The organism is Enterococcus sp. AMC2644 (genome assembly GCF_058216475.1).
The window spans coordinates 2,159,676-2,181,113 of the sequence record NZ_CM177095.1 but is presented as its reverse complement, the minus strand read 5'-3'; the positions used below and the strand labels follow the sequence as shown (position 1 = coordinate 2,181,113).

Annotated in this window: 20 protein-coding genes; 8 read left to right on the top strand and 12 right to left on the bottom strand. The window is 36.9% G+C overall.

The features are described from left to right. Together AC4BC5_RS10530 and AC4BC5_RS10525 are read right to left on the bottom strand one after the other, a co-directional pair. Nucleotides 1-2,064 (bottom strand): FtsX-like permease family protein, encoded by a 2,064-nt coding sequence (locus AC4BC5_RS10530; protein WP_490495348.1) that lies wholly within the window; start codon nucleotides 2,062-2,064, stop codon nucleotides 1-3. Next, nucleotides 2,054-2,821: an ABC transporter ATP-binding protein gene (locus tag AC4BC5_RS10525; RefSeq protein ID WP_490495347.1), complete on the bottom strand. Its 768-nt coding sequence runs from the start codon at nucleotides 2,819-2,821 to the stop codon at nucleotides 2,054-2,056. Before AC4BC5_RS10525 ends, AC4BC5_RS10530 begins: the two co-directional genes overlap by 11 nt. 244 nt (nucleotides 2,822-3,065) lie before the next feature. Here AC4BC5_RS10525 and nrdD point away from each other — a divergent pair, with 244 nt between their 5' ends. Both nrdD and nrdG read left to right on the top strand, forming a co-directional pair. Continuing rightward, on the top strand, nucleotides 3,066-5,255 hold the full coding sequence (nrdD, locus tag AC4BC5_RS10520; RefSeq protein WP_490495346.1) for an anaerobic ribonucleoside-triphosphate reductase: 2,190 nt from the start codon (nucleotides 3,066-3,068) through the stop codon (nucleotides 5,253-5,255). Between the two features lie 12 nt (nucleotides 5,256-5,267). Next, nucleotides 5,268-5,870: an anaerobic ribonucleoside-triphosphate reductase activating protein gene (nrdG, locus tag AC4BC5_RS10515; RefSeq protein WP_490495345.1), complete on the top strand. Its 603-nt coding sequence runs from the start codon at nucleotides 5,268-5,270 to the stop codon at nucleotides 5,868-5,870. On the opposite strand, the gene dinB is transcribed toward nrdG, so the two are convergent. The 10 genes from dinB to dnaX form a co-directional block, all read right to left on the bottom strand. Further along, complete coding sequence (gene dinB, locus AC4BC5_RS10510; RefSeq protein WP_490495344.1) at nucleotides 5,867-7,006, bottom strand: DNA polymerase IV; 1,140 nt, start codon at nucleotides 7,004-7,006, stop codon at nucleotides 5,867-5,869. The two genes, nrdG and dinB, sit on opposite strands and share 4 nt — an antisense overlap. 218 nt (nucleotides 7,007-7,224) lie before the next feature. Beyond that, nucleotides 7,225-8,097 (bottom strand): 16S rRNA (cytidine(1402)-2'-O)-methyltransferase, encoded by an 873-nt coding sequence (gene rsmI, locus AC4BC5_RS10505; protein WP_490495343.1) that lies wholly within the window; start codon nucleotides 8,095-8,097, stop codon nucleotides 7,225-7,227. Nucleotides 8,098-8,153: 56 nt separating this feature from the next. Continuing rightward, entirely contained in the window at nucleotides 8,154-8,513 is a 360-nt protein-coding gene (locus AC4BC5_RS10500; RefSeq protein WP_490497539.1) for a DNA replication initiation control protein YabA, read from the bottom strand. Then, nucleotides 8,506-9,336: a PSP1 domain-containing protein gene (locus AC4BC5_RS10495; RefSeq protein WP_490495342.1), complete on the bottom strand. Its 831-nt coding sequence runs from the start codon at nucleotides 9,334-9,336 to the stop codon at nucleotides 8,506-8,508. Before AC4BC5_RS10495 ends, AC4BC5_RS10500 begins: the two co-directional genes overlap by 8 nt. Before the next feature lie 28 nt (nucleotides 9,337-9,364). After that, nucleotides 9,365-10,297, bottom strand: a complete 933-nt coding sequence (gene holB, locus AC4BC5_RS10490; RefSeq protein ID WP_490495341.1) for a DNA polymerase III subunit delta' — start codon at nucleotides 10,295-10,297, stop codon at nucleotides 9,365-9,367. Nucleotides 10,298-10,308: 11 nt separating this feature from the next. After that, nucleotides 10,309-10,638: a cyclic di-AMP receptor DarA gene (gene darA, locus AC4BC5_RS10485; protein ID WP_207941649.1), complete on the bottom strand. Its 330-nt coding sequence runs from the start codon at nucleotides 10,636-10,638 to the stop codon at nucleotides 10,309-10,311. Between the two features lie 25 nt (nucleotides 10,639-10,663). Next, nucleotides 10,664-11,302, bottom strand: a complete 639-nt coding sequence (gene tmk, locus AC4BC5_RS10480) for a dTMP kinase (protein WP_490495340.1) — start codon at nucleotides 11,300-11,302, stop codon at nucleotides 10,664-10,666. Nucleotides 11,303-11,342: 40 nt separating this feature from the next. Further along, on the bottom strand, nucleotides 11,343-11,939 hold the full coding sequence (gene recR / locus AC4BC5_RS10475; protein ID WP_207941647.1) for a recombination mediator RecR: 597 nt from the start codon (nucleotides 11,937-11,939) through the stop codon (nucleotides 11,343-11,345). A gap of 19 nt (nucleotides 11,940-11,958) precedes the next feature. After that, a complete protein-coding gene (locus AC4BC5_RS10470; RefSeq protein ID WP_490495339.1) occupies nucleotides 11,959-12,273 on the bottom strand; it encodes a YbaB/EbfC family nucleoid-associated protein in 315 nt (104 codons plus the stop codon). Nucleotides 12,274-12,295: 22 nt separating this feature from the next. Then, nucleotides 12,296-14,017 (bottom strand): DNA polymerase III subunit gamma/tau, encoded by a 1,722-nt coding sequence (gene dnaX / locus AC4BC5_RS10465; protein WP_490495338.1) that lies wholly within the window; start codon nucleotides 14,015-14,017, stop codon nucleotides 12,296-12,298. Between the two features lie 192 nt (nucleotides 14,018-14,209). On the opposite strand from dnaX, the gene AC4BC5_RS10460 reads away from it, so the two are divergent. The 6 genes from AC4BC5_RS10460 (at nucleotide 14,210) to celB (ending at nucleotide 21,393) form a co-directional block, all read left to right on the top strand. Then, nucleotides 14,210-15,427, top strand: coding sequence for an SPFH domain-containing protein (locus tag AC4BC5_RS10460; protein ID WP_490495337.1), 1,218 nt, complete (start codon nucleotides 14,210-14,212; stop codon nucleotides 15,425-15,427). Nucleotides 15,428-15,445: 18 nt separating this feature from the next. Beyond that, entirely contained in the window at nucleotides 15,446-16,534 is a 1,089-nt protein-coding gene (locus tag AC4BC5_RS10455) for a TFIIB-type zinc ribbon-containing protein (RefSeq protein WP_490495336.1), read from the top strand. Beyond that, nucleotides 16,531-17,337, top strand: coding sequence for a TPM domain-containing protein (locus AC4BC5_RS10450; protein WP_490495335.1), 807 nt, complete (start codon nucleotides 16,531-16,533; stop codon nucleotides 17,335-17,337). The genes AC4BC5_RS10455 and AC4BC5_RS10450 overlap by 4 nt, the downstream gene beginning before the upstream one ends. Nucleotides 17,338-17,538: 201 nt before the next feature. After that, on the top strand, nucleotides 17,539-18,552 hold the full coding sequence (locus AC4BC5_RS10445) for a branched-chain amino acid aminotransferase (RefSeq protein ID WP_490495334.1): 1,014 nt from the start codon (nucleotides 17,539-17,541) through the stop codon (nucleotides 18,550-18,552). Nucleotides 18,553-18,651: 99 nt separating this feature from the next. After that, on the top strand, nucleotides 18,652-20,043 hold the full coding sequence (locus AC4BC5_RS10440) for a glycoside hydrolase family 1 protein (protein ID WP_490495333.1): 1,392 nt from the start codon (nucleotides 18,652-18,654) through the stop codon (nucleotides 20,041-20,043). Nucleotides 20,044-20,058: 15 nt separating this feature from the next. After that, the gene (gene celB / locus AC4BC5_RS10435) at nucleotides 20,059-21,393 is read left to right on the top strand and encodes a PTS cellobiose transporter subunit IIC (protein WP_490495332.1); all 1,335 of its coding nucleotides are present in this window, start codon (nucleotides 20,059-20,061) and stop codon (nucleotides 21,391-21,393) included. Nucleotides 21,394-21,438: the final 45 nt, after the last annotated feature.

Below are 21,438 nucleotides of genomic sequence, written 5' to 3'. Positions count from 1 at the left end.
TTACTCCTCTACAATCCGCAAATAAAAATTTGTCGTTAAAAAATAAGCTGATGTAAAAATAAATATTGTAATGAAGCAAAAAAGATAAGCCACCCAATAATTAGCATCCTGCACTAGTTGAGTCAACATATAAATGGCAAATGAACCATGACTCGTTGCAAGTAACATCGTTGGAAAGAAAATCCAGGCATTTTGTTGATAAACTGCCCGATGCAAAGATTTTTTGGGAATCCCAATTCGCTGTAATAGTTGGTAATTTTGTTTTTCACGCCCCGCTTCAAAAAATTGGCGTACCATTAATGTGCTCACTGTGGTAATTAGCACAATCATTCCAACAAAAAGTGTTACATACAAGAAAATTCCACCTTGTCGTCGATCAGAACGTACATTAGGATAGCGACTCGTTTGATTTAAACGACTCACACGTTGATCATTGGCATTCTCTGGTGAACTCTCAGCATCGACAGGTTTGATTTCGCCTTTTAATTGACCATTCGTATATTCATAATGGTAGCTAACCTCATGATTCCAATCTGTTGGCAATTGGGAAACATAGGTTTTTTGAAACTGCTCTTCATTGTACCCTGTCGCATTTAAGTAAACTAATTGATACTCAACACCTTTTGCTTGCTGGTAGAGCGTATCCGTTACTACTAATAAGTTTGAACCATATCGCAACAGACGATCCCCAATTAAATTCGAAAAGCGTTGCGTAAGATGAACGTTCCTCCCATCTGGTAAAGAAATTTCTTGTTCAGCTTTTGTAAGCTGGCGGTTGTTCAATATGGCTGGATTCAAAACCAGCATTACCGCCTCCTCATTTTTTTCTAAAGTGACTGGAGGTAAATGAGGAATCATCGTACGAATGTCATGATACGTTTGTTCCGATATCAAATCAAAAATAGCAATATCTTCATATGTTTCATCATCTAGAAATTGCACAGGTTGTAATGAATGAGTACCTAGCGCTTTTAATGGAATTGTAAGTTTTTGAGTAATTTCCCCACCACTTTGTTGAAGTAATTCTTCTAGATGAGTGGATTCTTCAGCAGTGATTTGAAAATCAACCGGTTGACTTAAATCTGTATAGCGATAGGACATTGCAAAGATACCAATAGCGCCACCAATTAACGAAATAGCAATTCCTACAATAACTGAAATCAGTGAAAGTGTGCGCCAACTTTTTGATAATAAATGACGTGTATGATTCAACGTAAAAAACCGTAACTGACGATAGCTAATCCTGCGCCATTTTGTTGACAAATATAATAATGCTTGAATACCATATGCAAAAAATAAATATGTCCCAAACACGCAAAGAGAGAGAATCAATAGTGGTACCCATAAAACAGAAGAAAAGTCTTCTGTTTGTTGAATATAACCATTTAATACGCCGGTAAAATTCACAGCAATGTAATAACCAATGCCAATCAATAAGATGCTAAAAATTCCAATACAATAAGTACTCCATCGAACTGTTAAACGCCGACTAGACACCACACTTTTCGGTTGAAATAAATCAATCAACTGCTTTTGCCAAATTAACCACATATTCTGTAAAGAAATTAAACCAATAGCAACGAGAAACATTATTACCGTTGTTAAAACTGATGCCCAAGAAATAAAAAAGCGACTTTCAATATTTAAATCCATCGCTTTAATTAAAATCATAGCGAAAAATTTTGAAAAGATAATCCCCATAATCATTCCTATAACTAAAGAAAAAACATTTAAAACGATAACTTCCATTAAAAATTGAAAGATAATCCGTGATTTTCTTAACCCAAACAATTGATACAAACCTATCTCTTTTTGTCGTTGCTGGATAAAAAACTGATTTGCACCTAACATAAAAAATAAAACAACCATGGCAACAAACACATTTCCCAGTGTCAAGACTCCTTCAATTTGAATATCTTGGCGAGCACGTAAGGTTAAAGGCTGGTCGTATGTCATTGCACTAAACGAATAAAAAATCATTACGGCAGTCGTCATAGATAAAAAATAAACAATGTAGTTCCGTGTTTGACGTAAAAAACTACGCCAAATAATTTTAAAGAGCATTCCGCCGACCACCTCCCCCAATTGTCGCCTGCATATCAATTACTTTTTCAAAAAACTCTTTACGCGTCCCACGACGAACGACTTCTGCAAAAAATACCCCGTCCTTAATAAATAAAATGCGATTGCAATAACTAGCTGTAAATGGATCATGCGTCACCATGAGTATGGTGGTATCATTGTGTAAATTGACTTCACTTAAATAACGAAGCAATTCTGTTGCTGATTTAGAATCTAATGATCCTGTTGGCTCATCTGCAAAAATAACAGATGGTTGTGCAACAATCGCTCTTGCAGCGGCTACTCGTTGTTTTTGACCAATTGATAGCTCATCCGGATAACGATTTAACAAATACGAAATACCTAATAAATTAGCAACATCTTGTACGCGTTTTTCCATTTCTTTGATAGGTAATTTATCAATTGCTAAAGGCAATAAAATATTGTCTTTACTTGTGAGTGTGTCCAATAAATTAAAGTCTTGAAAAATAAAGCCTATTTTTTGTCGACGAAAATCACTTAGTTCATTTTCTTTCATTCGAGTTATATCTTTGCCGTCAATATATACCGATCCCATCGTTGGTAGACTAATCGAAGATAAAATATTCATCAAAGTTGTTTTGCCAGCTCCACTTGGACCCATAATACCAACAAATTCTCCTTGATCAACACTGAAAGATAAATTATCTAACACCTTCGTTTGATTAAAACGAGTGCCATAAGTTTTTGTTAAATGTTTGACATCAATTATTTTTTTCACGATCCTCGCCTCTTTTCTTTCTTGTATCTTAGCATATTTTCAATTAATTCTCTAAAATCTACAAAGAAAATTTTATACATTTTGTGTAAAACAAAACAATGAAAAAGCTTGTTATCATCACCCTTATCGCCTTTTGAACAATACTACATATAGCGTATAAAACAAACTGAAACACTATATGTAGTTGAAATTCTACTTTTTTTATTTTATGATAGAGAAGAACCAAACAAAGGAGTGAACCAGCATGATGGCAACTAAATTAAAAGATGAACAATCTTTCTCATCAACGCACAAAATTAAGATAACAGTCATAAAGCGTGATGGCAGAACAGTTCCTTTTGATGACCAAAAGATTTACAATGCCTTGATTAAAGCGAAACAACAAGTACAAGGAAAACTATCACCCATGGATCATCAACAATTACATTATCTTGTAACTAAAATTAACCATGAAATCGATGCACGTTTTCAAAAAACTGTTAAAATTTATGAGATTCAAAATATCGTTGAACATATACTTTTACAACAACATGACTATGCTCTTGCTGAAGAATATATCCATTATCGCACCCAACGTGATTTCGAACGGAGCCAGGCAACAGATATTAACTTTACTATTGAAAAATTAATGAACAAGGAACAGAGTATCGTCAATGAAAATGCCAATAAAGACAGTAATGTTTTTAACACTCAACGTGATTTAACTGCCGGAATCGTGGGAAAATCAATCGGATTAAAAATGTTACCGCCTCATGTAGCCAATGCACATCAAAAAGGGGATATTCATTATCATGACTTAGATTATCACCCCTATTCACCAATGACTAATTGCTGCTTGATTGACTTTAAAAAAATGTTAAATGAAGGTTTCAAAATGGGCAATGCTGAAGTGGAAGCTCCTAAATCGATTCAAACAGCGACAGCCCAAATCTCACAAATTATTGCTAACGTTGCCTCAAGTCAATATGGTGGTTGTTCTGCTGATCGAGTTGATGAGCTTTTAGCTCCTTTTGCTAAGAAAAACTATGAAAAACATTTAGCAGATGCACAAGAATGGATTGAAGGGGAGGAGCGCCAAACAGCTTTTGCTCGTAAAAAGACTAAAAAAGATATTTTTGATGCCATGCAAAGTTTAGAATATGAAATCAATACACTATTTACATCAAATGGACAAACGCCTTTTACTTCTCTTGGTTTTGGATTAGGGGAAAATTGGTTTGAACGAGAAATTCAACGAGCCATTTTACAAAATCGCATAAATGGTTTAGGTAGCGAGCATCGAACAGCTATTTTCCCTAAGTTAATTTTCTCCATCAAAAAAGGCGTGAATCTTCAACCACAAGATCCTAATTACGATATCAAGCAATTGGCGTTAGAATGTGCAACTAAACGGATGTACCCTGATATTTTAAATTACGATAAAATCGTGGAATTAACGGGGAGTTTTAAAGTGCCTATGGGCTGTCGTTCTTTCCTACAAGGATGGAAAGATGCGAATGGACAAGAAGTTAATGTTGGACGTATGAACCTAGGAGTTGTCACCTTGAATTTACCAAGAATTGCCATCGAGGCACAACACAGTCAAGAAAGGTTCTGGCAAATTCTGGAAGAACGTCTACAAATTGTAAAAGATGCTCTTGTATACCGAATTGAACGTTGCAAAGAAGCTACACCAACGAATGCACCTATATTATACATGCATGGTGCTTTTGGAAAAAAACTAGCACCCAACGATTCAGTCGATGAATTGTTTAATCACCGTCGGGCGACCGTTTCTCTAGGATATATCGGATTATACGAAGTTGCTGCAGCATTTTATAATGGCGACTGGGAATCTAATCAACAAGCCAAAGAATTCACTTTAGCAATTTTACGTACTCTAAAAAACCATGCAGATGACTGGGGAGAAAAATATGGTTATCATTTTAGTGTTTATTCTACACCAAGTGAAAGTTTGACCGATCGTTTCTGTCATCTAGATACTGAAAAATTTGGCGTAATTGAAAATATTACTGACAAAGAATATTATACAAATAGCTTTCACTACGATGTTCGTAAAAATCCAACACCTTTTGAAAAGCTAGACTTCGAAAAAGATTATCCACACTACTGTAGTGGTGGCTTCATCCATTACTGTGAATACCCAATGCTACAGCAAAATCCAAAAGCGTTAGAAGCAGTCTGGGATTATTCTTATGACCGTGTTGGGTATCTAGGAACAAACACTCCGATTGATCATTGCTATGAATGTGGATATGAAGGAGATTTTGAACCAACAGAGCGTGGTTTCCAATGCCCACAATGTGGAAATAATGATCCAAAAACTTGCGATGTCGTTAAACGAACATGTGGTTATCTAGGTAATCCACAAGCACGCCCTATGGTACATGGACGTCACAAAGAGATTTCGGCACGGGTTAAACACATGAAATAAGGACGTGATATAATGAGAAATCCACAACCAAAAGAATGGCGTAGCGAAGCATACAGTCAACAGCGTATCGCTGATTATAAACCTTTTAATTTTGTCGATGGTGAAGGAGTTCGTAATAGTTTATATGTGAGTGGTTGTCTTTTTGCTTGTGAGGGCTGCTTCAATAAAGCAATTCAAAACTTTCGTTACGGCATCCCCTATACCTTAGAATTAGAAAATCAAATTATTGAGGACCTCTCTCATGACTATGTACAAGGGCTCACTTTATTAGGTGGTGAACCATTTTTAAATACTGCCGTTTGTCTTCAATTGGTTCATCGGATTCGAAAAACATTCGGAACAAAAAAAGATATTTGGAGTTGGTCAGGATATACCTTTGAAGAACTATTGCAAGAAACCGACGATAAGTTGGCGTTATTGCATCAAATCGATATTTTGGTTGACGGTCGTTTTGAATTAAGTAAACGTAACCTCAATTTACAATTTCGTGGCAGTAGCAATCAGCGCATCCTTGATGTTCCAAAATCATTAGCTGCTGGCAAAGCAGTTATTTGGGAAAAATGTATCGATGCAGAACAACAATATGAACAAATCAAAAAGCAAGCGCTCATTTAGTGCTTGCTTTTTTCATAAGGATTCCCAGTTTCCCACAGAGGTAAAACGATATTTTCATAAGTTAATGGATCCAAATTGGTGACAGTCACACCTAATAAACGGATACCTTTTTCAACACCTAGAATCTCTTCCCAAATTAAACTAGCTTGTGAAAAAATCTCTTCTTTGCGATAAACATATTCACGCAAGGTGACCCGCTTAGTAATCGTGGTGTAGTCTGCATAACGAATTTTTACAACAACCGTCTTGCCATGTTTTTGCTCTTTTTTTAATGCTTCAGCTACTGCATTCGATAATTGGCGTAATTGAGCTAAACACTCATCTTCTGTAGCTAAAGGTTGTCCATATGTGTTTTCTTTCCCTACAGATTTTCGTTCACGCGAAATATTGACGGGGGCATTATGAATACCACGGACTTTACGATACAACGAATACCCCATTTTGCCAAAATGTTGCATCAACTCTGTTTCACTGCGTTCATACAAATCTGCTCCTGTAAAAATGCCTAATTCATACATTTTGGGAACCGTCTTCTTCCCTACCCCATGAAATTTTTCAATCGGTAGTTTTTTTAAGAAAGCAACGGCATCTTTAGGCATCACAACTGTCAATCCACGTGGTTTTTCATAATCTGAAGCTAGTTTAGCTAAAAATTTATTGTAACTGACTCCTGCTGAACACGTGAGCTGAACTTCTTGCCAAATATCATACTGAATCAATTTAGCGATTTTAATAGCAGATGTACTCTGAATTTTATTTTCAGTGACATCTAAGTAAGCTTCATCAATCGAAACAACTTCGACCAAATCCGTATAACGATAAAAAATCGCTCGGACTTGCTGGGAAATCTCTCGATATTTTTGATGATTTCCGGGAACAAATAGTGCATGTGGACACAACTCATAAGCTTTTTGGGCGCTCATTGCTGAATGAATTCCATACTGACGTGCTAGATAGTTCGCCGTCGTAACAACACCACGTCCTCCCGTATCACTTGGATGACGAGCAATCACTAATGGATGCTTAGCAAGCTCTGGCTGATCACGCTCTTCGACGGATGCAAAAAAAGCATCCATATCAATATGTATAATCTTACGGGACGTATCATTTTTTAATGGAAACTGCAATCCGGTCATTAGGCTCACCTCTCTTCCATTATATACGAACGAACATTCCCCTGCAAATATCCTCCTATGGATTTTTAATAAAAAGCTAAGAACGAGTGACACAAATAAAAATACCCAAGCTGTTTAGAGTGCAAATTGCAATTTCTGGTAACTTTGTGTCAAAGACCTGCTTGACCACAATGCAAACTCTATATAGCTCGGATATTTTATTGTTAGCTAGGCGTATATCACAGTTCTTCGTTTAATCCATGATATTCATTGTATACGACTTGTTTTTTTAATCCATTTTTCTTGGCAACTTCTTTAATTGCGACATTTGGTTTGATACCATCAGCAATTAGTGCTGCCACTTGCTCGACAATTGTGCCAATAATTACTTCTGTCGGCTCTTCGTCTTTTGCTCCAGCAACCAGCAAACAACATTCTCCTTTGACAGTTGTCTGCTCAAGATATTCTTTTAGTTCTGCTAAGGTTCCTCGTAAATATTCTTCATGAATTTTAGTCAATTCACGACAAACCACCGCTTGACGATCTGAACCAAAAACTTCCATCATGTTTTCGATGGTTGCACCTAAACGATAGGGTGACTCATAAAAAATCATCGTTGCTTTTTGGTAAGCAAGTGCTTGTAATTCTGCTACTTGCTCTTTTTTCTTGCGTCTTAAAAAACCATAAAAATAATTTGGCTGTGGGGTCAATCCAGAAGCGATTAAAGCTGTTAATCCAGCAGTTGGCCCTGGCAACGAGACCACTGAAATATCTTCACTAATACATGCGAGAACTAACTCGTGACCAGGATCACTGATGGAAGGCATGCCTGCATCACTGACTTGTGCAATGGATTTTCCCTCTTTTAAAAACTCAACCAATTGCGGCACGCGTTCTTTATAATTATGTTCATGTAAACTCTTTTGCGGCACGGTAATTTCAAAATGATTCAATAATTTTTGGGTATTTCGCGTATCTTCACTAGCAATTAGATCAACTTCTTGTAATATTCTTACACTACGAAATGTCATATCTTCTAAATTCCCAATTGGTGTCGGAACTAAATAAAGGATGCCAAACGTTTTATCTTTAAAACTGCGCTGTTTCTTCAACTTGTTCCCTCCTTAAAATAAAAAGACTGAGCAAAAAATTCTGCCAGTCTTTTATCTTACCTGCCACTTTCGCGATAAATTACTTCTAAACAAAATGCACATGGTTCATCATGTTCGCGTCTTGATCCGTATAAATCATAACAAACATGAAATCCTTCTTCGTAAATTTTTTCTAAATTCATGCGCGATTTTGATAATGCAGATGAATTTTCTTGTTTTGCCTTGCCTGAAGGCTGTTCATTGGCTTGATTTAATTCACGAATATGCTCACGTAAACGTTGATTTTCTAGTTCAAGCGTGGTATTCTTTTCCACAACTTCTTGTAGTGAATCCTTCATTTCCGCAAGATTTGTCAATAAACTTTGCAAATCACTTTCAAACTCATTCAATCCATCATATATCGAACGCTTATCCATTGACATTAGCTTCACCTGCTTTGGCAACTTCTTTTATCTCTTCATAATCATATTCCACAGGCGTTTCTTTACCGAATAATCGCACTTTAATGATACGACTTAATAAATTTAAACCGACCACACGACCTTTGCCGTCGGGAGTCACAATTTCAGTACCAAAATCAGGTAATTCTTTTTTCGCTGCTTCATACTCATCATTTTCATAATTTAAACAACACATTAAACGACCACATAAGCCAGAAATCTTCGTTGGATTTAACGATAATCCTTGATCTTTTGCCATTTTAATTGATACAGGTACAAAGTCGCCTAAAAAAGTTGAACAACACAATTGACGACCACATGGACCAATCCCGCCTAAGATTTTTGCTTCATCACGAACCCCAATTTGACGTAACTCAATTCGTGTACGGAAGATGGCAGCTAAATCTTTGACCAATTCTCTAAAATCAATTCGCCCATCAGCAGTAAATTGGAAAATCATTTTACTACGATCAAATGTATATTCCACATCGACCAATTTCATCTCTAATTCATGCTCACGGATTTTGTTTTTACCAACTCGTAATGCTTCTTTTGCATCTTGTTTGTTTTTTTCATCTTGTTGCAACTCAGAATCTGTTGCTTTATGGATGATTGGTTTAATGTCATCCGGCAAATCTTCTGCAGCCATCTCTTTATTGGGGATAGCAACAGTTGCTATATATTTTGCTTGCTGGGATTCCACCAAGACCTTATCATTATATAAAAATTCAGTTTCACCAGGAGAAAAATAATAGATTCGTCCAGCTTGTCGGTAACGAACACCCACTACTTTAACCATGTGTCTCCTCCTTTCTTATGGACTTATTTCAGGTAATGATTCGCAAGGCCAACTGTTCAGCGACACCTTGAAAAGAAACATTTGCTTCTAATTTTTGTTGAGCTTGTAGAATCAACTCAAGTTCACGATTTAATCCTTCTGTTTGAAGCTCTTGCGTTAAAAATTGATTGCGCTCACGTTGAAAATAAAATAACACTATCGCTAAGATTTGACGTTGTTGACTTTTTTCTTTCGCAATTGCCAATAATTTTTTTTGAACAAAAATAAAACTCTGAGGATCCTTCTTTCGCAAATAGCCAAACCAAGTTGAAACAATGTCCTTAGCACCATTAAACCATTCATCTTGGGAGATTTCAACTGCTTTGTCATAACTATTTGTAAGACTTGCAAGAAGTTCTGCCGTCTGTTGACCAATCCCATCATTTTGTAATTTTTCACGTAATTTTCCTTTTGGTAATGGTGAAAAATGAATCACTTGACAACGCGATTGAATCGTTGGCAAGATTCTTCCTAAACTATCCGTTTCTAAAATGGCTAAGAAACTTCCTGGAGGTTCTTCCAAAAATTTGAGTAAACTATTCGCTGCACTAGCATTCATTTTTTCTGCTTGTTGAATAATGAATACTTGCTGACGCTGCTCAAATCCACTCTTAGAAAACTCTGCTTGAAGCTTACGAATTTGATCGACTTTAATACTCTGACCATCAGGGGTTATTGTCTGCACATTGGGATGTTCAGACAGTTCAATTCGCAAACAATTAATACATTGATTACAAGGTTCATTTTCTTGTTTCTGTTCACAGAAAATATATTTTGCTAACCAGGTACTCATTTCATGTTTGCCAGTCCCATTGTCCCCTTCAAAAAGATAAGCATGAGCCAGACGCTCATGCTCAACATTTTTTTTCATTTGAGAGTAGACAAGAGGTTGGTATTCGGCTAAAAACTTGCCTTCCTCCATACTAACCCTCCTTAATATTGATGAAAACCTTCAACTGGTAAAACAAATACGGTTGAGCCACCAACTTCTACTTCAACTGGATAAGGAACTTGCCCATCCAATGAAACATCTAAAGACATAGGTGTTGATACATATTGTTTTCTTGATTGGCATGTTTTCTTGATCAATTCCAATGCTTCATCTACACGTTCATCTTCAATCCCAATAATAAAGGTACTATTTCCAGCTTTCAAAAAACCACCTGTTGAAGATAGTTTTGTTGCACGAATATTTGCATCAATAAATTCGTTTGCTAAACGGTTGCTGTCTTTGTCTTGAACAATTGCCATAATTAGTTTCATGTTCTCATCTCCTTAGTTTTGATAATTAAAAATATTGTGGGTAAGCTTCAACGATAGCAGAATAACTAGCTTCTACCACGTCAGGTAAACTCATACGTGCGTCCACTCGATGAATGCGGAATGGATTTTCTTCAGCTAGTTTTAAATATGCGTGACGCACCCTTTGATGAAATTCTAACCCTTCAGAGTCCAATCGGTCAATCTGATCGGCTCTATTTTGTTGAATTCTTCTTAAGCCTGAATCAGAATCAATATCTAAATAAAGCGTAAAATCAGGCGTGGTTCCTTCTGTTGCAAATTCATTAATCGCAGCAATTTCTTCCATGCCAATACGACGCCCTGCTCCTTGATAAGCTAATGAACTATCCACAAAACGATCACAGATGACAATTTTACCAGCATTTAACGCAGGTAAAACTACTTCAACTAAATGTTGACGACGAGCAGCTGCATAAAGCAATGCTTCTGTTCGTTCATCCATTTCGTCGTGCTCTGGATTTAAGATGATGTGACGAATTTTTTCTGAAATCAGCACGCCTCCAGGTTCTCTGGTTTTTACGATTCCTTTTTTAGCTATTAACTGTAGACGAGGGTACAGTTCATTGATGACACTTGTTTTACCTGCGCCATCTGGTCCTTCAATTGTTATGAATAATCCATTCACTAGGGTTTCCTCCATCAATTCATTTTCTGAATAAACATTTTTATAGTTCTCTTCTGCCTTCGACTGCTTTTAATAAAGTTACTTCGTCTGCATATTCAATGTCACTACCCACGGATAGCCCATGTGCTAGGCGTGTTACTTTGATACCAGCTGGTTTGATTAAACGAGAAAGATACATCGCAGTTGCTTCTCCTTCAGTCGTCGCATTCGTTGCTAAGATAACTTCAGTCACCTCATCGTTATGCAAGCGTTGAATCAAGCTGGGAATGTTGATGTCTTCTGGTCCAGTCCCTTCCATTGGAGAAAGAACACCATGTAAAACATGATATAGACCTCGATACTCGCGCATTTTCTCCAAAGCCATCACATCTTTTGGTTCTTCAACAACTAAAATCGTGCTACGATCACGCGTTGTATCCGAACAAATGCTACAAGGATCTTCTTCTGTAATATTCCCACATACACTACAAAAGGTCAAATCACGCTTGACACTTAATAATGATTTGGCAAATTCGTTAACTACTTCATCTTTCATATCAATCGTATGAAAAGCCAAACGAGTTGCCGTTTTCTGACCAATCCCTGGTAAATTCATATAACTAGCAATTAATCTTGCAATTGGTTCCGGATATTGCACAAGTCAAGACTCCTTTTTATTAGAATCCTGGGATTCCTTTGGTATATTTACCGATAGTCGCTTCGGTCTCTTTTTCTACTTTACTTAATACATCATTAACTGCCATCACAACTAAATCTTGTAACATCTCTGCATCATCTGCATCAATGACAGCAGGATCAATCACGATATCTGTAATTTTACGGTCACCCGTTGCTGTAGCTTTTACATATCCGTTAGTTGATTCACCTTTAAATTCTTTGGCATTTAATACTTCTTGCTCTTCTGCCATTTTCTTTTGCATTTTTTGTACTTGTTTCATCATGCCTTGCATATTTCCCATGCCTCGCATCATTGTTCATCGCTCCATTTCTAATTTAATTTTCTTCAATTGTTGCTAAATCACCAAATAACTCTTGCGCTTTGGTAACCAGTGTTTCATCTTCCGGTTCTTCTGGTAATAAAGAAACTTCACCGGCCTCTTCAAAGACTTCTTCTACTTCAATTTCGTGATTACTCGATAGAAATTCTTGACGTAGCTCCGGCCAACTATCAATTGTAATAAAGATTGGATCAGGTGCATAATCCGGAATCATTCGACTCAAATTATTATGTACCGCTAAACCAAATTCTGGATCATTCGCCGCTTTTTGGCAAATAATTTCATAATCGAATGCAATCACTAAACCATTTGGACTAGCCGCTTTAGGTTCACTGGCACGCAAAATAGCTTTTTGTGTAATCGTTAAGCTTGATAACAAATCTTCCCAAACCATCTTAACATTCACTAAATTTTGCTTGGTCGCTTCTTTTAATACATGAAAGACTCGTTCTTTGGGAATACGATACCCACTCGCTTGTGGTTTTCGTTTAGGTGCTTTTGGTGTTTCTGATTGTGTCGTCACACCATTTTGTTTGATTTGTTGCAATTCTTGACGTAAATTTTGTAATTCTTTTTTTAACTGTTGAATTTCCTGACTATCAACGACCGTTTCAGAAGTTGCTGTGAGTGCTTGGGTACCACCATTTGCTAATTTGACTGTCGCCACTTCCAAATAAATTGTAGGATTAGTTGTAAAACGCACATCATTTTGTGTGTCATTCAAAACATCAATCCATTGATACAAGTGTGATGGTGTTACTTGTTTTGCAAGCTGTTGAAATGCTTCAGTTAGATAACCAGACTTTTCCTTTAACAATTGTGGTGCTTGTTGATAGATTAATAAATCGCGACAGTAGACTAAGAGATTCTCCAATAAGCGTCGTGCTTCTTTTCCAGAAGCCAACATCTCTCCTAGCATTTCTAAAGCGCCCGCTACATTTTTTTGCGCACAGTTTTGAATAAACTGATCCATCATTTCAAAAGTTAAACTTCCCGTTACTTCCATCGCATTTTCCATCGTAATTTTACCATCACTAAAAGAAATTGCTTGGTCTAAAATACTTAAAGCATCCCGCATACCACCTTCTGCCGAACGAGCGATCACTTGCAAGGCTTGTTCTTCGTAGTCGATGTTGCTCTCAGCTAAAATATGGACTAAATGCTCAACGATGTCTTCTGTGCGAATACGCTTAAAATCAAAACGCTGCGTTCGCGAGATAATCGTTGCCGGAATTTTATGCGGTTCAGTTGTTGCTAAGATAAAAATCACATTTTTTCGTGGTTCTTCCAAAGTTTTTAATAACGCATTAAACGCACCCGTGGAAAGCATATGGACTTCATCGATGATATACACTTTATATTTTGCCTGTGTCGGTGCATAATTTGCTCGATCACGAATAAAGCGAATCTCTTCTACGCCGTTATTACTGGCAGCATCAATTTCAATGACATCCTCTTGACTACCCGCTGTAATCGAACGGCACATCTCGCATTCATTACATGGCTCACCGTCTTGACTGTGCGGACAATTGACTGCTTTAGCAAGAATTTTTGCGGCACTGGTCTTTCCCGTTCCTCGTGGGCCCGTAAATAAATAGGCGTGAGAAATCTGATTTTGGATAATCGCATTTTTCAATGTTTGGGTAATCGCTTGTTGCCCGACAACATCGTCAAAGCGTTGCGAACGCCAGACGCGATAAAGTGCTTGATAAGCCAAACTTGCCCACCTCTTTTCAAAATTCGCTATCTATCATTATACGAAACTTTTGCAAAAAAAACTACCAACTCGAAAGAACTCTTATTAACTTTTTTACGACTTACGACGGATACAAGAAATAATTCGTCTTGTGGTATAATTTGGTTATAGTTGTTTAATACTAATTTTCAACTCACTAAAGGAGGAAACATCATGGGATTAATTAAAGCAGCAACAAGTACAATTGGTGGCGGTCTTGCTGACCAATGGCTAGAGATTATCGAACCAGATAATATGGGTGACACAACCGTCATGACAAAAGGTGTTAAAGTTAGAAAAGACAACAAGCGTGGCTCAAACCGTAAAGGAACCGATGACGTGATTACAGATGGTTCGGTTGTACATGTGTATCCAAATATGATGATGCTTTTAGTTGATGGTGGAAAAATTATCGATTATACAGCAGAAGAAGGCTATTACACAGTACAAAACAATTCTGCGCCATCCATGTTTAACGGCTCCTTAAAAGCAGCGATTGCAGAAACTTTTGATCGCTTCAAGTTCGGTGGCGTTACGCCACAAAAGCAACAAGTTTTCTATATTAATTTACAAGAAATTAAAGGCATTCGTTTTGGTACTTCTTCTCCGTTAAATTATTTTGATAATTTTTATAATGCAGAGTTATTTTTACGAACACATGGAACCTATTCTATTAAAGTAAGTGATCCAATTTTATTTTATACAAATGCGATTCCTCGTAATAAAACACAAGTCGAAATTGATGATATTAATGAGCAATATCTAGCTGAATTTTTAACAGCTTTACAAGCAACGATTAACAAAATGTCTGCTGATGGCGAACGTATTTCTTATGTACCATCTAAAAGTATGGAACTAAGCAAATATATGAGTGATGTTCTAGATGATAGCTGGCGTGATTTACGTGGCATGGAGATTGTTGCTGTAGCAGTCTCAAGTATTTCTTACACGGATGATTCAGTTAAATTAATCAATATGCGTAACCAAGGCGCTATGTTAGGTGATGCTAATATTCGTGAAGGTTTTGTCCAAGGCTCAATTGCGAAAGGCATGGAAGCAGCCGGCAATAATCCTGGCGGAGCAGCACAAAGCTTCATGGGGATGGGTGTAGGTATGAATGCAGCTGGTGGTTTCTTTAACCAAGCTTCGCAAACAAATCAACAACAAATGCAACAACAAGCGGCTAAACAAGAAAACACTTGGACTTGTCCAGACTGTGGCACCGAAAACACAGGGAAATTCTGTAGCAACTGTGGGACTGCAAAACCTGAAGCTAAGGTAGCGAGCGTTAAAATGAAATGTGCGTCTTGTGATGCAGTGGTTGATTTATCAAACGGTGTACCAAAATTCTGTCCAGAATGTGGCAAACCATTCCAAGGAGTACCAATCTAAATTTAGGAGGTTGTTGGTATGGAAGTAATTACACATAAATGTCCCAACTGTGACGGTGCCTTAACTTTTGATCCTAGCGATCAAAAGTTCCACTGTCCCTATTGTTTAAGCGTCTTCACAGAAGAAGAAGTAACTGCTTTTGAAGCTAGTCAAAAAGAAGCTCGCCTTCAAGATACCGCCGATGTGACTGAAACTATTGAAGAAGAAGCCGAAACTACCGATGAGAATACCATGGATTTATTTCTCTGCCCCAGTTGTGGAGCAGAAATTGTGACTGATTCGACGACTGCGGCAACCTATTGTTATTTTTGCCATAACCCGGTCGTTCTTTCTGGCCGTTTGAGTGGAAAATTTTTACCCAATAAAGTTTTACCTTTTGCCATAGAAAAAGAAGTTGCGACAGAAAATTTCTTGAAATGGGCACAAAAAAAATGGTTTGTTCCACGAGACTTTTTCAACAAAGCTCAAGTCGAAAAATTAACAGGTGTTTATTTCCCTTATTGGGCTGTTGATGCTGAAGCAGATGGTGAGTTATCAGGAACGGCGACATCCATTCGAGTATGGCGTGTAGGTGACTTGGAATATACTGAAACCAAACAATACGATGTCCTGCGTAAGGGGAAATTATCTTTTAAAGAGCTAATTAAAAATGCCTTATCTAAAAATACACAGCAAAAAATGGTTGAAGGCGTCCAACCTTTTCAACTAGAAAAAGCGGTAGAATTTAAAAATCAATACCTGGCCGGCTTTCAGGCAGAAAAACGTGATATTGACTATTCAAACATTCAAACTGCTGTGCATAATGAATTAGCAGATTATGGTGAAAATTTACTAAGTAACTCTGTTAGTGGCTACACTAGTTTTAGAAGAGGTCATCAAAATTTCCAACTGACTAAAGAAAATAATGCATACGTTTTACTTCCTGTTTGGTTAGTCACTTATCGTAGCAACGACCAGTCAAAAAAAGTCTTCTATTATGCGATGAATGGACAAACGGGTAAAGTGAATGGGATTTTACCTATTAGTTATAAAAAACTAGGATTCACTACTTTGGGAATTTTCGCCGTTTTAGCTGCACTCTTCATGATTGTGGGGTATCTAATATGAAAAAATTATTTTATCTTTGCACCCTATTTTTAGGTCTGTTCATTTTTGCTGCTCCAAGTTATGCTGCAGAAGCTGTGAATGATGAAGCAGGATTGTTCACCGAACAAGAAATTCAAGAATTAAATCAATTAGCAGAAGAGCTCAATAATAAAATTAAAGGTGAAGTGTTTATTCTTACCACGACTCGTAGTTATAATGACCCAGAAGAATTTACTGACTTATATTTAAGCAGCAAGGTTGGTAATGACAACAACGGCATGGCTTTAATGGTCAATATGAACTATCGAGATTATCATATTTCCACTTCAGGAAATATGATTGATTACCTTAATGATCGACGAATTGAAAATATAAAAGAATCTGTTCAAGAATCTCTTTCAGCAGGAAATTATTTTCGAGCGGCACAGAATTATTTAACAGAAGCCAGTCAATATGTTTCTGATGGCGTTCCTAGAGGCCATTATCATATAGATCGTGAAACTGGCAAGATTACGTATTACAAAGTATTAACCTTTTGGGAAGCCTTTTTTGCGCTCCTTGTAGCAACCGTAATTAGTGCTGTTTTCTTCTTTATTGTTAAGTCAAGGTATCAATTAAAAATGGGTGGCTATCGTTATCCATACAATGAAAAATCTTCCTTAAAACTTAGTCAAAAAGAAGATCGTTTGACAAACTCCTTTGTTACTACAAGACGTATTCCACGCAACACTTCTAGTGGTGGCGGGGGACGCTCTGGTGGTGGCGGTAGTACTACCCACTCAACAGGCGGTGGCTCATTCGGCGGTGGTGGCGGAAAATTCTAAGAGCAAAGATGTGGTCTGTTCCGCTAATAAATAATCCGAACAATCTTTTCGAGATGCTAACTATTGCAAGTTTAGCATTCTAAAAGATTGTTCGGATATTTTTTATTGCTTTTACTTATTCTATGCTTTTTTGCAAATTTTCAGAATAATGACAATAATTAGAATTAGTGATATACTATCAAAAAATAAAGGAGTGGTCTTATGACAATTGATTGGAATAATTTAGGATTTGATTATATAAAAACACCTTGGCGTTTTATTGCTACTTGGCAAGATGGCGCTTGGAATGAAGGTGAACTAACAGAAGATAATGTCTTACATATTAGCGAATCTTCCCCAGCATTACATTATGGGCAACAATGTTTTGAAGGCCTAAAGGCTTATGGCCGCAAAGATGGTGGCATTAATTTATTCCGCCCAGATGAAAATAGCAAGCGTCTAAATCGTAGTGCAACACGCTTACGTATGCCACAAGTTCCAGAAGAATTATTTTTAAAAGCAGTAAAAGAAGTAGTAACAGCTAACCGCCAATTTGTGCCACCTTATGGAACAGGCGCTACATTATATATTCGCCCTTTATTAATCGGTGTTGGAGATATTATTGGTGTAAAACCTGCGGATAAATTTATTTTCACTGTTTTCTGTATGCCAGTTGGTCCTTATTTTAAAGGTGGTTTAGCTCCGACAAACTTTATCGTTTCTGATTACGATCGGGCAGCGCCAAATGGTACTGGTGCAGCTAAAGTTGGTGGCAATTACGCTGCGAGTCTCCTTCCTGGTGAAGAAGCTCATGAAAAGAACTTCTCAGACTGTATCTATTTAGACCCAGAAACACATACTAAAATCGAAGAAGTTGGTTCAGCAAACTTCTTTGGTATTACAAAAGATAATGAATTTATTACGCCAAAATCCCCTTCGATTCTACCAAGTATTACTAAATATTCACTTTTACATTTAGCTGAACATACATTAGGTTTGAAAGCTATTGAAGGTGATGTCCGTTTAGATGAACTAGATAAATTTGTTGAGGCTGGTGCTTGCGGAACTGCAGCTGTTATTTCCCCAATTGGTGGCGTTCAAACCCACGATGAGTTTCATGTTTTTTATAGTGAAACGGAAGTAGGTCCTGTGACAAAAAATTTATATGAAGAATTAGTAGGTATTCAATACGGTGATCGCCCTGCTCCAGAGGGTTGGATTTTTGAAGTAGAATAAAAATTGGGACACTGTTAGCGCAGTGTCCTTTTTTTGCTTACTACCAATAACTCTTGGTATACTAGGTTGTATTTAATTTATTTTGAAAGGATGGCGGTTATGTCACATACATTTCCTAAAAATTTTTTATGGGGTGCATCTATTAGTGCACATCAAACAGAAGGTGCCTATCTTGAAGATGGCAAAGGATTGAGCGTCCAAGATACACGTCCACGTGATAATCATACAATTGCAGATTTTACAGTTGCTTCAGATCACTACCACCATTATAAAAAAGATATTCATTTATTGGCTGAGTTAGGTTTAGACGTTTTTCGTTTTTCAATTGCTTGGACTAGAATTTTCCCCAAAGGTCGTGGTGAGGTTAATCAAGCCGGAATCAAGCACTACAACGATGTCATCAATGAATGTTTAAAATACAATATTCAACCGTTTATTACATTGAATCATTTTGACTTACCTCAAGCATTAGAAGATGAAGGTGGCTGGTCTGTTCGAAGTACTGTTGAGGCGTTTGCAACATATGCCCAAACCCTTTTTGAAGCATATGGCGATCGTGTCAAAAACTGGCTAACAATTAATGAACCGAATATCATGTTGCTAGTTGATAAAAAAATTCTTGGAAAAGAAACGCCTTTACAAGAAAAATACCAACAATTTCATCATTTAATGATGGCGGAAAAATATGCGTTCAAACTTTGTCATGAATTAGTTCCTGAAGGAAAAATTGGACCTGTTCCTAATATCTCCTTGGTTTACCCAGCAACAAGCAAACCAACAGATAATCAAGCGGCACTTTATTTCAATAGTGTCCGTAACTGGGCTTATCTTGATTTTTCTTGTTTCGGTCGTTACAATGCTGTCTTTAAAGATTATTTGAAGCAAAAAGGTGTCGACATTATTTTTGCAGACAATGATGAAGACATGATGTGTACACATTTCCCTGACTTTCTGGCGATGAACTTCTATACAACGGTTACTGTTGAAAAACCAGTAAAAAAAGAAGGCATGACTGATGGCATTAGCGATCAACAAAGTGAAGACATTATGGAATGGGGCTTTTATAAAGGATATACCAATCCCTTTTTACAAAAAAATGAATTCAATTGGACAATTGACCCAGATGGTTTAAAAACAACTTTACAAACCTTATATGATCGTTACCATTTACCCATTATCATTACTGAAAATGGTTTAGGTGCTCGCGATGAATTAACAGCTGACGGTAAAATTCACGATAGCTATCGGATTAATTATTTGGAACAACATATTGGACAATGTCTCCAAGCCATTGAAGCAGGCGTTGACTTATTTGGTTACAGTCCTTGGTCAGCACTTGACTTAGTCAGTGTTCATGAAGGAATTAGTAAACGCTATGGTTTTATTTATGTTGATCGTACTGAAAAGGATGAAAAGCAACTAGCACGTTATAAAAAAGATAGTTTTTATTGGTATCAACAATTAATTCAAACAAATCAAATTCCCTCTTAGAAAGGAGCCTGTCTAATGAATCGTATTTTTCAGTTTTTAGAAACCAAATTAATGCCCCCTTTGAATAAATTAGCCAATTTAAGATTTATTCGAGCAATTATGCAAGCAGGGATTATTACAGTTCCTTTTACTATCGTGGGTTCAATCTTTTTAATCATTAATAATCTACCGCAGATTATCCCACCTTTAGCACCATTTTTTGAGCAAACACTCTTAAAATTTTCACCTTTATATAGTGTAATTACCACCATGTCAATCGGTTCGTTAGCCATCTTTTATGCTCTAGCAACAGCCTATTATTTAACCGAAAGCTATCGACAAGAAGACAAGGAGCTCAGTAGTTTTGTTGGAGCTGTTTTAGGTTTGTTCGCTTTCTTATTGACAATTATTCAGGTTGACATTACTAGTGAAGGGGCACAACTTATTCAGCAAACGACTGATACAGCAATTGTTTATAATGGTATAGCGATTGGGAGTTGGGTTACTCGCTTTGGTGGCATCGGTATCTTCATTGGAATTTTAACAGCAATTTTAGCTACGCAAATCTACCGGTTTTGCCTTCATAAAAAACTAACTATTCGGATGCCCGATGGTGTACCCGACGGTGTGAGCAAAGCTTTTGCTTCTTTAATTCCAGCAATTTTCATCGCATTTACGATGCTACTGATTAATGGTGTCTTAGCAACATTCCACACTGATTTGCATGGTTTATTGTCTAAACCATTTGAATTCGTAAAAGAATTGACGGGCTCATGGTTAGGGATTGTAGTGATTATGCTGTTAATCCACTTGTTATGGGCCGTAGGGGTACATGGTACAGCGATTATTAAGAATAGCTTCATTAATCCAATTTTATTGGTTTCTTTAACAGAAAATATTAATGGCGGTGACAATATTTTTGCTGGTGACTTTACCAACATGTATATTTTCTTGGGTGGAGCTGGGAGCACATTAGGCTTAGTCTTATTAATGATGTTTATTGCTAAATCAGACCAATTAAAGATTTTAGGACGAGCAGCAATTTTACCAGGACTATTTAATATTAACGAACCTGTAATTTTTGGAGCACCTATTGTCTACAACCCTTATTTGATTATTCCTTTTATCATAACACCAATTGTCAATGTATCTATTGCTTATTTTGCAACAGCTTTTGGCTTCGTTAACAAAATTATTTCTGGTATTCCTTGGATTTCCCCTATCGGAATTGGTGCTTTTCTAGGTACCGGAGGAGACTATCGCGCAGTTTTAATTGCTTTTATTAACCTAGCTGTCTCGATTATTATTTATTATCCATTTTTCAAAATGTATGACGGAAAATTATATACGGAACAACAAAAAACGGAGTAGAAAATTCTACTCCGAAAAAGCCTAACTAGTGGATCTTATAATAGA